General features: G+C 67.4%; 9 protein-coding genes and 4 tRNA genes. 7 read left to right on the top strand and 6 right to left on the bottom strand.

Annotation, left to right across the window (positions count from 1 at the left end; genetic code table 11):
* Window position 1: 1 nt before the first annotated feature.
* Entirely contained in the window at window positions 2-1,180 is a 1,179-nt protein-coding gene (locus ACYQ5L_RS03730; protein ID WP_459955489.1) for a mandelate racemase/muconate lactonizing enzyme family protein, read from the top strand.
* 334 nt (window positions 1,181-1,514) lie between these two features.
* Window positions 1,515-3,152: an MFS transporter gene (locus ACYQ5L_RS03735; RefSeq protein WP_459955491.1), complete on the top strand. Its 1,638-nt coding sequence runs from the start codon at window positions 1,515-1,517 to the stop codon at window positions 3,150-3,152.
* Window positions 3,153-3,347: 195 nt separating this feature from the next.
* On the opposite strand, the gene phoU is transcribed toward ACYQ5L_RS03735, so the two are convergent.
* From phoU to ACYQ5L_RS03765, 6 genes are all read right to left on the bottom strand, one after another.
* Window positions 3,348-4,019, bottom strand: a complete 672-nt coding sequence (gene phoU / locus ACYQ5L_RS03740) for a phosphate signaling complex protein PhoU (RefSeq protein WP_379192672.1) — start codon at window positions 4,017-4,019, stop codon at window positions 3,348-3,350.
* Between the two features lie 66 nt (window positions 4,020-4,085).
* On the bottom strand, window positions 4,086-6,314 hold the full coding sequence (locus ACYQ5L_RS03745; RefSeq protein ID WP_459955492.1) for an LCP family protein: 2,229 nt from the start codon (window positions 6,312-6,314) through the stop codon (window positions 4,086-4,088).
* Window positions 6,315-6,464: 150 nt separating this feature from the next.
* Window positions 6,465-7,616 (bottom strand): tRNA dihydrouridine synthase DusB, encoded by a 1,152-nt coding sequence (gene dusB, locus ACYQ5L_RS03750; protein ID WP_459955493.1) that lies wholly within the window; start codon window positions 7,614-7,616, stop codon window positions 6,465-6,467.
* Window positions 7,617-7,829: 213 nt separating this feature from the next.
* Window positions 7,830-8,792: an acyl-ACP desaturase gene (locus ACYQ5L_RS03755; RefSeq protein WP_459955494.1), complete on the bottom strand. Its 963-nt coding sequence runs from the start codon at window positions 8,790-8,792 to the stop codon at window positions 7,830-7,832.
* 209 nt (window positions 8,793-9,001) lie between these two features.
* The gene (locus ACYQ5L_RS03760; RefSeq protein ID WP_459955496.1) at window positions 9,002-9,595 is read right to left on the bottom strand and encodes a DUF937 domain-containing protein; all 594 of its coding nucleotides are present in this window, start codon (window positions 9,593-9,595) and stop codon (window positions 9,002-9,004) included.
* 156 nt (window positions 9,596-9,751) lie between these two features.
* Window positions 9,752-9,824, bottom strand: a tRNA-Lys gene (locus ACYQ5L_RS03765).
* 1,067 nt (window positions 9,825-10,891) lie between these two features.
* Here ACYQ5L_RS03765 and ACYQ5L_RS03770 point away from each other — a divergent pair.
* The 5 genes from ACYQ5L_RS03770 to ACYQ5L_RS03790 all read left to right on the top strand — a co-directional run bounded on the left by ACYQ5L_RS03770 (window position 10,892) and on the right by ACYQ5L_RS03790 (window position 12,203).
* Window positions 10,892-11,557, top strand: coding sequence for a TetR family transcriptional regulator (locus tag ACYQ5L_RS03770; protein ID WP_379192682.1), 666 nt, complete (start codon window positions 10,892-10,894; stop codon window positions 11,555-11,557).
* Between the two features lie 92 nt (window positions 11,558-11,649).
* A tRNA-Glu gene (locus ACYQ5L_RS03775) sits at window positions 11,650-11,725 on the top strand.
* Between the two features lie 31 nt (window positions 11,726-11,756).
* Window positions 11,757-11,830: transfer RNA gene (locus ACYQ5L_RS03780), tRNA-Asp, on the top strand.
* Window positions 11,831-11,867: 37 nt separating this feature from the next.
* A tRNA-Phe gene (locus ACYQ5L_RS03785) sits at window positions 11,868-11,941 on the top strand.
* Between the two features lie 85 nt (window positions 11,942-12,026).
* A complete protein-coding gene (locus ACYQ5L_RS03790; protein WP_459955500.1) occupies window positions 12,027-12,203 on the top strand; it encodes a hypothetical protein in 177 nt (58 codons plus the stop codon).
* The last annotated feature ends 87 nt before the right edge of the window (window positions 12,204-12,290 follow it).

The raw sequence follows: 12,290 nt of genomic DNA on the forward strand, positions 1-12,290 counted from the left end.
AATGGTTCGAATCGTCGCCATTCACGAAGGCGTGGTGCCCATCAGCTCGTCGATGAGCAATGCCTTCATCGATTTCAGCACCATGGACAGTTCGATTGTCGCGGTGGTCAGTGATGTCATCCGGGACGGGGAGCCCGTCGTCGGATACGGCTTCAATTCCAATGGCCGCTACAGCGCGGGAGAGATCCTGCGCCGCAGGATCATTCCGCGGCTGCTGGCCGCCCCGCCGGAGGAACTGCTCACCGCGGACGGCGCCGCCGTCGATCCGGCGCGGGCGTGGGAGTTCATGACCCGCAACGAGAAGCCGGGCGGGCACGGCGAACGCTCGGTCGCGGTGGGCGTGATCGATATGGCCCTGTTCGATCTGGCCGCCAAACTGGCCGGGTTGCCGCTGTATCGGTGGCTGGTCCGGCACTACGGTCTCGGCGAGCCCGACGAGGACGTCTTCGTCTACGCCGCGGGCGGCTACTACGCGCCCGGCAAGGGGCTCGCCGAATTGCAGGACGAGATGGTGCGGTTCCTGGCGCAGGGCTACGACGTGGTCAAGATGAAGATCGGCGGCGCGAGCCTGGCCGAGGACCTGGCGCGGATCGAAGCGGTGCTGGAGGTGCTCGGCGGCGACGGTTCGCGGCTGGCCGTGGACGCCAATGGCCGCTTCGATCTCGACACCGCCCTGGCCTACGGCCGCGCGCTCGAGCCCTACGGTCTGTTCTGGTACGAGGAGCCCGGCGACCCGCTGGACCACGCCCTGCACGCCACGCTGTCCGAACGCTATCCGGGCCCGCTGGCCACCGGCGAGAACCTCTTCTCGGTCCAGGACGCCCGCAATCTGATCCGCTACGCGGGCATGCGCCCCGACCGCGACTACCTGCAATTCGACCCGGTCCTCGGCTACGGCCTGGTCGAGTACCTGCGCATCCAGGACATGCTCCGGCAGCACGGCTGGCCCTCCCGCCGCTGCATTCCTCATGGCGGGCACCAGTTCTCACTGCACATCGCCGCGGCCCTGCGCCTCGGCGGCAACGAGTCCTACCCGGGCGAATTCCAGCCCACCGGCGGCTTCGCCGACAACGCCGTCATCGAGAACAGCCACATCCACCTGACCTCGACCCCCGGCATCGGCTTCGAAGACAAGGCCGAACTCCACAAGGTCTTCCGGGCCCTGCACACCGATCGGTGAGGACCGGTCCGCATCGATAGACCCCGGCCTGCCAGCACTGAGGTCGAGGTCCCCGGTCAGTGTCTCGGTCGGGCCTGTCGGACCGGTGTCTCGGTCTGGCTTGCCGGTCTGGTCTGCAGGTGTGACCCGTCGGCCGGGCCTCCCGGCCTGGGATGCTCCTCCATCCCTCCGATTTGCCGCCCCTGGCCCGTTAGGGCCAGGGGCGGCTTTCCCTTTCCGCTCAGCGGCGAAATGTGTCCTGCGTCATACCGACCGTGGCATGTTGTGTGGAACCGTCGGTCACAGTTAGTCTGACCTCGAAAGTAAACCGATCGGTTTAGTAGGGAGGTGTCGGATGACGGTGTCAATGGCGAGCCGGGGATCCGGACAGACCGTGGCGACGCTGTCGCGGCGGGGCCGGGTGGCGGCGCTGGTGGCCATCTGCCTGGCGGAACTGCTCGTGGTGCTGGACAACACGCTCGTGAATGTGGCGCTGCCGTCGATGGCGGTTCAGCTGCAGGCCGATATGAGCGGGTTGCAGTGGATCGTGGACGCGTTCACGCTGGCGTTCTCCGGGCTCCTGCTGGCCATGGGGCACCTCGGGGACCGCTACGGGCGGCGGCGGTTCATGGTGATCGGCCTGATCGGCGTGGCGGCCATGTCGGGTGCGGGCGCGCTGTCCTCCGGGCTCGGACAGGTCATCGCGGCCCGCGCGGGCATGGGCGTCTTCGCGGCCGTCGTGTTCCCGGCGACGCTGGCGCTGATCACGAATATCTTCACCGAGGCCCGGGAGCGGGCCGCGGCCATCGCGGCGTGGACGGCCATGGCCGGCATCGCCGTCGCCATCGGGCCGACCGTCGGCGGATGGCTGCTCGAGCACTTCTCCTGGCATTCGGTGTTCTGGATCAATGTGCCCGTGGCGCTGATCGCCATTGCGGCCGTGCTCCTGACGGTGCCGGAGTCGCGGGCCGAGCATGTGGACCGGCTGGACAAGGTCGGCATCGTGCTGTCGCTGGCGGGCGTGACCATGCTGGTCTACTCGATCATCGAGGCGCCCAAGCACGGCTGGCTGTCCACGCAGAGCATTGTCGGCTACCTGCTCGCGGTGGCGGCGCTGGCGGTCTTCGTGGCGTGGGAGCTGCGGGTGCGCACGCCCGTGCTGAACATGCGCCTGTTCCGCAACCGGCGGTTCGCGGTGCCGTCCCTGGCGATCACCGTGTCCTACTTCAGCGCCTTCGGCTTCCTGTTCCTGATCACCCAGTACTTCCAGGGCGTGAAGGAGCTGTCGCCGCTCGAATTCGGCATCCACTCACTGCCTTTCGCCATCGCCGTCGGCTTCGGCGCGCCGATCGCGACCATGCTGGCGCAGCGGCTCGGCACCACCGCCATGCTGGTGACCGGCCTGCTCATCCTGGCCGTCGCCATGTACATCGCCGGGCAGACGAAGGTCGAAACCCCTTACCTCGGACCGGTTGTCATCTCGATGATCCTGATGGGCCTGGGCTTCGCGGTGGTGCAGGGCCCCGCCACCGAATCCATCATGGGCTCGGTGCCGCTGGAGGAGGCGGGCGCGGGTTCCGCGGTCAACGACACCACCCGCGAGGTGGGCGGCGCCCTCGGTGTCGCACTGCTGGGCTCGATCATGACGACGGTCTACACCCAGCGCGTGGGCGGCCGGATCGAGTCCATCCCGGATCAGATCATGAACGACCAGCAGAAGGAACTGGCGAGCAATACCCCGATCAGCGTCCTGGAGGTCATCAAGGCGCCGGTGAATCCGCTACTGCTGCAAGCGAAGACCGAGCTGATCCACGCCATGAAAGCCGCCGCCCTGGCGGGCGCGCAGGCGGCCTCCTACGTCGCGGTGGGCACCATCCTGGTCGCCGCCGTCGTAGTCGCCTTCGCACTTCCCTGGAAGCCGCAGCGCGGCAACTCGATCCTGCTCGGCTGGCGCGAGAAGCAGTCCACCCCAACCGATCCCGCCGACAACTGATACAGCTCGGCACCCGCACCGTGTCATGTGCGGGTGCCGAGCCGTCGAATCCACCCCTGGAGGCTCGAGGGCGTGGGCGAGCCCCGAGTAGCTCTGGAGGTTTCAGCCCCGAGGAACTCTGGGGGTTTCAGGGGTCCGCCCTGAGAATCTCTGCCTGAGGGGTTTCCGGGGCTTGCCCCTGAGAGCCTCTGAGAGTTAGAGGGTCTCTTTCTCGGAATCCGGGTCCGGCGGCAGCACGCCGGTCACCAGGAACACCACGCGGCGCCCGATCTCCACGGCGTGGTCGGCGAACCGCTCGTAGTAGCGGCCCAGCAGCGCCACGTCGACCGCCGACGCCACGCCGTGCGGCCAGTCGCGGTCCATGATGAGCGTGAACAGATGCTTGCGCAGATCGTCCATCGCCTCGTCGTCGTCGGTCAGCTTGGCGGCCCGCTCGGGATCCCGGGTCTCCAGCACCTCCTTGGCGGTGGCGCTCATCTTGACCGCGATGCGGCCCATTTCGGCGAAGTAGCTGTTGACCGCCTCGGGCACGGCGTGCGCCGGGAAGCGCCGGCGGGTCATCTTGGCGACGTGCAGGGCGAGCGCGCCCATGCGGTTGACGTCGGAGACGATCTGGATGGCGCTGACCACCTGCCGCAGATCGCCGGCGACGGGGGCCTGCAGGGCCAGCAGCGCGAACGCCTTCTCCTCGGCCAGCTGGATCATCTCGGCAATGCGGTCGTATTCGGTGATCACCTGCTCCGCGAGCTCGAGATCGGCATCGAGCAGCGAGTTGGTCGCTCGCTCCATCGCCGACCCGGCGAGCCCGGCCATGCCGCCGAGCAGATCGGCGAGCTCGGCCATTTGTTCGTTGTAGATGACACGCATGAATCAAGACATTAGTAGGAGCTGCTGACCAAGTCACCAACGGTGGGTGAATCGTCGGTGCTGCTGCTACTTACAGGTGTCGTCGGCCGCGTTCACGTGTTCCAGGTCCGAGGGCAGTGTGACCTGTGCCGCTTCGGTGGCGGCCGGCGCGTCCGCCAGCGTCTGCCCGAAGGCGGTCGGCGTGCGCACCGTGCCGGCGTAGTCCGAGCCCAGCACGACCTCCACGATGCTGCCCAATCCGCTGGCGGCCTCGAGGGACGCGCCCGGGATGGCGCTGGCCACGGTGGCGGCCGCGGCCTCCTGCCCGCTGGAGTAGCGAACCTTGGTCTTGGCGGAGGCGCCTTCGGCGTAATTGCCTGTGCTGTAGATCTGGAAGCCCTGGTTGGCCAGCTTGGTGGCGGCCGTGGCCGCGGTGCCGGCGATGCCGGAGGCATTGGAGACCTGCAGCGACACCGTGCTCGGATCGACGGCGGTCAGCTTCGGCTTGGGCGCTTCCTCGGTGGTGGTGGTCGCCGGATCGGGCGTCTTCTCACCGGGCAGCGGCTGATCGTCGATGACCGCGCGGAAGATGGCCTTGATATCGGATTCGCGCGGAATCTCATTGCCGTAGGACGTGGTTCCCGCCGTGGGCACGGTGAGGAAGGTGATGGCCCCGGCCTCCACCTTGCGCAGCGACTGCCCCAGCATGAGCAGGTCCTTGGTGGTGACATTGTCCATGAACGAGTGGTTGGCGAAGGCGTTGATGAACCCGTTCAGCTTGCCCGGATCGAAGAGCACCTTGCTCGACAGCGCCCCGCGCAGCAGGGAGGACAGGAAGCGCTGCTGCCGGCTGATGCGGTCGTAGTCGCTGCGTTCCTCGCCGTACACGTGCCGGGCGCGCACATAGTCGAGGGCGGTGGAGCCGTTGACGATCTGCTTGCCGGGTTCGGTGAGGATGGTGCCGAGCGTGTCGTCGATGAGCGGCTTGGTGGCGCAGACCTCCACGCCGCCGATGGTGTCGACCATGGATTCGAAACCGGCGAAGTCGATTCCGACGAAGTGGTTGATCTTGAGGCCGGACAGCTTCTGGATCACCTTGGTCAGGCACTTCGGCCCGCCGAGCGCGTAGACCGCATTGAGCTTGTCGCCGATGGCGGAGGGGAAGGACTCCCCGGTGTAGGTGCCCTTGTCGTTGTCCCAGCCCTCGCAGACCGGCCGGGTGACATCCAGGTCGCGCGGGAAGGACACGGCGACCACGCGATCGCGGTTGGCCGGAATGTTCACCAGCATGACCGTGTCGGCGCGCGCGCCCTCGGCGTCGTCGGTGGTGCCGGCGCCCAGGTCGGCGTTCACGCCGGCGCGGGTGTCGGTGCCGATGACGAGGAAGTTCTCATCGCCGTACTGGGCATTGGCGTCGACCACGTCCGGGGAGTTCGGATCGATCGCGGTCACCTGGTTGAAGCCGTTGTCCTTGGTCTTCAGATAGCTCCAGCCGGTGCCGGTGACCAGCATGGTGAGCACCGCGAAGACGGCGAGCGCACTGCGCCCGGCGACCTGCATCTTGCGATTGCGGCGGCGCCGGCCGGCGGCCAGCCGCGAGACGGGCTGTGCGCCAACCGAGGTCGGCAGCGCGGTGGTCGGATAGTCGGCGGGGGATTCGACGCGGGTGGTGCGCGGCGTCTTGGCGGATTTGGCGCGCACCGGGGGCGGATCGGTGATCGTGGGTAGCTCTTCGGTGACCGGATCCGCGGTCGGGTCGACCCGCCGCTTGCCGGTGGATTCCACGGCCGCGTACTGAGAAGTCTTGGCGGCGGCCGCGTCCGGCGCCACGGCCCGGCGGGCGCCGGTGGCGCCCGGATCGGCGGGGCGGCGCGCGCCGTTGGGGGCGGGCGCTTCCGCGGGGATGGTGTGGCGGGCCCCGGTGGTGTCGGCGGGCACGGCGCGCCGGGATCCGGTGGCGGCGGTCGACTCCGGGGGCACGGCGCGGCGGGCGCCGGTGGTGGCCGCGCCCGGCCAGCCGACGGTCTCGCCGTGGCGGCGGGTGCGTCCGGGGGCTATCGATTCGTCGTCATCGGGTGCGGTGGCCGCGGGCGGGGCGGCCTGGGGTTCGGCGCGGCGCCGACGGCGCGACTTGCGCTCGCTGTCCACGCGTTCGACCAGATCCTGCACCGAGATGGGCGCGGAGCCGTGCGTCGCATTGTCGCCGTGCCGCGCGCGGCGGCCGGTGGATGACTGGGCGTCATCGTCCGCGGGGTAGCGCTCCCACGGGGCGCGACCTCCGGGCCGTGGCGTACGCCCGTACCGATCGTCACCCACCAACGAACCTCACTTTGCTATTCGATGCCGACCGTCATGATAACGATTCCGCCACGATGGACCACTCGAACGGAAATCCACCGGGTGTAGCTCACAGAAAAGTCTGCCAGGGGTACGGCGATCGGTTCGGGAACGCGAGAGGCGATATTTTCAGCCGCCGCTGTGCATTACATCGGCGGCGCACGGGACGGTGGGATCCTCGGGATCGTCGAGCCAGCCGTGCGGCAGCGCCACCTTGCCCGGCGAGCCCTGCCGGCCGCGCGGGCCCTCGGCATCCTTGGGGAAGGGCGCGGTGGGGTCGAGTCTGCCGATCAGGTCCTGCAATTGGGCCAGGCTGCCCACGGTCGCGAAGGAGCGGCGCAGATCCCCGCCGACCGGGAATCCCATGAGATACCAGGCCATGTGCTTGCGCAGATCCCGCATGCCCTTCTCCTCGCCGTCGTGGTCGACGAGCAAACTGGCGTGCCGGTACAGGATTTCGCCGACCTTGCCCAGATTCGGCGGGGCCGGAAGGGGTTCGCCGCGCAGCGCGGCCTCCAGTTCGGCGAACAGCCACGGGCGGCCCAGGCAGCCGCGGCCGACCACCACGCCGTCGCAGCCGGTTTCGGCCATCATGCGCACCGCGTCGGCGGCGCTGAAGATATCGCCGTTACCGAGCACCGGGATACCGGTGACGGCCTCCTTGAGCCGGGCGATGGCGGTCCAGTCGGCCTCGCCGGAGTAGCGCTGCGCGGCCGTGCGGGCGTGCAGGGCAACCGCTTTCGCGCCCTCCTCGGCGGCGATGCGGCCGGTGTCGAGGTAGGTGTGGTGCTCGTCGTCGATGCCGATGCGGAATTTCACGGTGACCGGCACCCCGGCCGGTTCCGCCGCCGACACCATCGCCTTCATGATGTCGCGGAACAGCTGCCGCTTGTACGGCAGCGCCGCGCCGCCGCCCAGCCGCGTCACCTTGGGCACCGGGCAGCCGAGATTGAGGTCGATGTGATCGGCCCACCCCTCGCCGACGACGATGCGCACGGCTTCGCCCAGCGTCTTGGGATCCACGCCGTACAGCTGCATGGAGCGCGGGTTCTCATCGGGCCCGAACGCCATCATGTGCAGCGTCTTCTCATTGCGCTCGACCACCGCCCGCGCGGTGATCATCTCGCACACGTAGATCGAGGTCGCGCTGCCGAACTCCCGGCACAGCGTCCGGAACGCGACATTGGTGATCCCCGCCATCGGCGCCAGCACAACCGGCGGATCGACCGGGTAGGGGCCGATTCGCAAAGCGGTCCGGGTGGCTTCGATCGAGGTTGTCACGCCGCCCAGTGTCTCATCACGGCGACTGTGCCCGGGAACACATACCTCTGAGCTGGGTATGAAAGGGGTTGAGAGCAGGTCCGGGGTCGGGGCCGTCCCTAAGAGGGGGTCCGGGGGCCGGGCGGTTCCGGGGGACCCGAAAGGGGGGTCCGGGGGTCTGCCCCCGGACCCCCCTTTTTTGTACTGGGGGTGTGGGGGCGAAGCCCCCACCACCTACGCGTTCTGGAGCTCGCGCTCGCGCTTGGCCGCCTCGCGGGCGAGCATGCGGTCGCGCTGCTCCTCGAACTTCACCACGTCCTTGGACAGCTTCTCGAGGAAGTTGCCGAGGCGCTCGCGGGTCTCCTCACCGCGGGCGGTGAAGTCGTCACGCTCGAAGATCTTCCACTTCTTGAGCACCGGGTTGACGACCTCTTCCAGGTGCTGGCGCAGGTCGTAGATGCCGTGCTTGGCCATGAGCACGCCGTTGCGGCGGAAGTTGGGCATGCCCGCGCCCGGCATCTGGAAGTTCTCCAGAATCAGGGTGATGGCCTCGAGCGCCTGGTCGGGCGAGAGGTCCAGGGCCGCGCCGCACATGTTCCGGTAGAAGATCATGTGCAGGTTCTCGTCGGCCGCGATGCGTTGCAGCATGCGGTCGGCAATGGGGTCGTCGCACACCTTGCCGGTATTGCGGTGCGAGACGCGGGTGGCCAGCTCCTGGAAGGTGACGTAGGCGACCGAGTGCAGGAAGCCGGCGTCTTCCTCTGTGGGAGAGGCGAATCCGTTGGTCATGTGGATCATGCGCGCCTGTTCGAGGGCGACCGGATCCACACCGCGGGTCACGACCAGGTAGTCGCGCATGACGATGCCGTGCCGGTTCTCCTCGGCGGTCCAGCGACCGACCCAGGTGCCCCAGGCGCCGTCCTGGGAGAAGTTCTCGGCGATCTCACGGTGGTAGGAGGGCAGGTTGTCCTCGGTGAGCAGATTGGTGATCATGGCCGCCTTGGCCAGTTCGCTCAGCTTCGACTGCGAGGGGTCCCAGTCGATGCCGCCCATGGCGGCGAAGTTGCGTCCTTCGTCCCACGGCACGTAGTCGTGCGGATGCCATTCCTTCGCCAGGGAGAGGTGGCGATCGACATTCTCCGCGGCAACCGGCTCCAACTCCGTGAGCAGCTCGAGTTGAGTCAGATCCCTTGCCATGTATGCGCCCTTCGTTGTCGTGCGGTTGTGCTGTCTTCCCTCGCCGGCCTGCCGCCGAGCCCATACCCTACGTGACCGTAGGGTGATGTGAAACTCACAAGTCCTCGATTGCGGTACGGGTGAGGGATGTCATATGAGAGCGGCCCGCGGCGACTGTCTATCGCCGTGGGCCGCAGTTCGTTAGCCGCACACCGGAATTCGGTGTGATCTCACTTCTTGCCGCCGAGCAGTCCGCCCAGCACGTTGCCGAGCACGTTCCCGGCGTCCTTGCCGCCGAGCGCGGAGCCCAGGATGTCGCCCAGTCCGCCGCCGCCCTTGCCGCCGGTGGCCCCACCGAGCAGGCTACCGAGAATGTCGCCGAGTCCGCCGCCGCCGGCCTGGGTGCCCGCGGCGCCGCCGCCTCCCATCGCCTTCTTGCCGATGTAGGCGAGCACGATGGGCGCCAGCATGGGCAGCAGCTTGCCCATCAGGTCCTGGGTGATATTGCTGCCGCCGACATTGCCCAGGGCGCTCATCACGGTGTTCTTCTCCGCGCCGAAGGTCTGGTCGACGATCTTGCCGCCACCGGCGACATCGACCTGGTCGATATTCACGCCGCCGTCGAGCAGGTCGTCGGGCTGCTTGGCGATGGCGCCTTCTATCTCCGTCGCCGCGTCCGGGTTGCTGGCTTTTGCCTGTAACCCGCCGAGGAGAACCGGAATGGCCGCGCTGATTGCCGTGGTCGCGGTGGCCTGATCGACACCGAGCTTATCGGCGATCTGGGCGACGGGCACTTGGGAGAGCAGGTCATCGAAGGAAGTCATGAACTCCGCCTGAGTTGATGGGGTCCCGGAAAAGCCCTACTCAGGCCACGGTAGGCGAAAATCGGACAGATTGCTACAGATTCGCAGATGTGGCGAAGGGCCCGAACGGAGTGTCCGGGCCCTTCGGCGTTTTGCACGCCCACCTGGGCATACGTGTGCCCCCACCAGGGCTCGAACCTGGGACCTGCGGATTAAAAGTCCGTAGCTCTACCAACTGAGCTATAGGGGCGCGGGACGACAGTTTAATGTGCCGGTCGGCCAGTTGTTAAACGAGTATCCGATTGTGCTGCGCGGCCGGATATTTGCGCAGGTCAAGGGGGTTCGTGCGGTGTGCCGCGGCGGGCGGGCCGGGATGCTGTCACCGGGGGTTGCGAGTACGGGCGCGAGCGGACCGGGGGGTTCGGGAGGGGGCGGGGAGGGGGATGGCCGGGGGAGCGCGCTGGGGAGGCGGTGGGCGGATCGGGGGAAGGATCGGGATGCCGGGAGCATGCGGACCGGTCGGTGGGGGCGGGCGTCAGCCGGCGCGGGGATCCGATGGGGCGGCCGCGGGGCGGGGCGGGGGGTCCGGCGCCGGAGGTGAGCGCCCGCTGACCCCTAAGGGGTCGGGTGGCCCGGCAATCGCGTTGCCACTCAGTTTGTTTCGTTCCGGCCGATTGTGAATATCATCCAATGGTGATGTCGGGCAATCAATTTGGGGTGGGGGGTGGGAACCGGTCGGAGCCGGCGCCGCGGGGATGGCGTCGGTCCGGTGGTGATGCCGTGCCGATGGGGGTGGCTCGGGCGGGCATGACCGGTGGATCGAACATCCGTGGGATAACGGCGAATTCGCCTATTCGGACCAATCGCCCAGCTGGTAGCTGCGAAATTGCGGTGTTCGATAGGGGGCATGCTGGCTAACTGACTTTCCGGTACACCTCACGCGGGGTGCGCTTTCCGGGTACGGTGACCGACTGGTGAATTCCCGAAGAACCGGGATTGCCCCGGCGGCACGGGATTCGGCTTATCGTTGATGTGCCCGATACGTGTCGCGACCGGTCTGGCCGATCGCGGCGCAATGGATGTAGCTGCGGGAGGCGGACCAGACGACGAGAACGCCCGGGTGCGCACCCCCTGCGGCGCACCCGGGCGGGAAAAACTATACCAGTTGGTGTGTTTCAAGTTTTTCGCGCTTTTTCGTACCAAGAGTTTGGTAATTCGGGCTCAAGCCCGTTCTGAAGTATTTGAAAGACACGTAACTTTGCGTCGAGGCCCGGCAAGGGGTTCGCGACGGTAGCTAGCTTCGGAGGCGTTTCGAGCATGGCACGGCAGCAAGAGCGGGCCCGCCGGACACGCGCGGCGATCATCAGGTCCGCCGCCGTTGAGTTCGGGAAGAGCGGCTATGCCGCTGCATCGCTCAACCGCATATTGGAGGGGTCACGCGCCACCAAGGGCGCGATGTACTTCCACTTCGACTCCAAGGAGGATCTGGCGCGCGCGGTCTTGGAAGCCGCCGTCGACCGATATCGAGCATCGACCGAAAGATGGCTCGCCCGAGGCGATCTGGGCCCGCTGGATGTGCTGCACGGCATGATCGACGAGATCGCGCTGCGGCTGGAGAACGACATCATCATCCAGGCCGAGTTCCGGCTCATCATCGAGCCCGAGTTCTACCGCGACATCCAAGCCGGCGGCGGCCGCATCCTGGGGCGCGCCATCCGGCTGCTCGCGGTGCGCGCCACCGAGCACAAGCAGTTGCGCGACGACGCCGATCCGGACCGCTTCACCCGCACCCTGGCGGCGGCGCTGGCCGGTCAGCGCTATATCGCCGATGTGCTGGGCGGCCCGGTGGATCTGCGCTCCCGGTTCACCGAGGCGCTCGAGGTGATCGTGGAGGCCACCGCGACCCCGGAGTGGACCGAGGAGTTCCGCCGCGTGGGCTGGCGCGTGACGGCCCGGCTGGAAGATCTCAATTTGGGAGGCTGACCAGCGGATTTGGGAATAACCCGGAGACTGTCATAAGCTATCTCCGCTCCCAACGGAAGCCGTTGAGCAAACGGTCCAGAGAAATCTGGCGGGCCCCCTTCGTCTAGCGGCCTAGGACGCCGCCCTTTCAAGGCGGTAGCGCGGGTTCGAATCCCGTAGGGGGTACCAGCAGTGGTGACGCTGCTGGAGGAGCAAGCAAGGCCCTGTGGCGCAGTTGGTTAGCGCGCCGCCCTGTCACGGCGGAGGTCGCGGGTTCGAGTCCCGTCAGGGTCGCAAGACTATAGCTTTGGCATTCGGTTCGGGTGCCTCCGGCCAGGTAGCTCAGTTGGTACGAGCGTCCGCCTGAAAAGCGGAAGGTCGCCGGTTCGATCCCGGCCTTGGCCACGTTGTAGAAAAGGCCGCGCCCTCAGGGTGCGGCCTTTTTCGTTTCTTCCCGTCGCTGCGCTGATCTTGGTGGCAAGCTGGAGTCATGGCTGACTCCGATGACCAGGCGTGGTACTACGACCTCTCGACCCGCAAGGCCGTGCAGGGCAAGCAGGGCTGGGTCGGGGACCGGATGGGTCCGTATCCCGACAAAGCCACTGCTGAACGGGCTTTGGATATCGCGCGGGCCAGGAACAAGGCCGCGGACAGCGAAGAGGACTGAGTGACCGGGCGCGCCCGCTGATGCGCTCACGTGTCACTCAGGTGTATCGACTAGGGTTTCGGGAGCCAGAATTGACTTGAGCGGAGG

The organism is Nocardia sp. IFM 10818, from assembly GCF_054655275.1.

Excerpts from the sequence above, each read along its gene's own strand:
- ACYQ5L_RS03730 (WP_459955489.1), top strand. The coding sequence starts at position 2 with ATGGTTCGAATCGTCGCCATTCACGAAGGCGTGGTGCCCATCAGCTCG.
- ACYQ5L_RS03735 (WP_459955491.1), top strand. The coding sequence starts at position 1,515 with ATGACGGTGTCAATGGCGAGCCGGGGATCCGGACAGACCGTGGCGACG.
- phoU (WP_379192672.1), bottom strand. The coding sequence starts at position 4,019 with ATGCGTGTCATCTACAACGAACAAATGGCCGAGCTCGCCGATCTGCTC.
- ACYQ5L_RS03755 (WP_459955494.1), bottom strand. The coding sequence starts at position 8,792 with ATGGCAAGGGATCTGACTCAACTCGAGCTGCTCACGGAGTTGGAGCCG.
- ACYQ5L_RS03760 (WP_459955496.1), bottom strand. The coding sequence starts at position 9,595 with ATGACTTCCTTCGATGACCTGCTCTCCCAAGTGCCCGTCGCCCAGATC.
- ACYQ5L_RS03770 (WP_379192682.1), top strand. The coding sequence starts at position 10,892 with ATGGCACGGCAGCAAGAGCGGGCCCGCCGGACACGCGCGGCGATCATC.
- ACYQ5L_RS03790 (WP_459955500.1), top strand. The coding sequence starts at position 12,027 with ATGGCTGACTCCGATGACCAGGCGTGGTACTACGACCTCTCGACCCGC.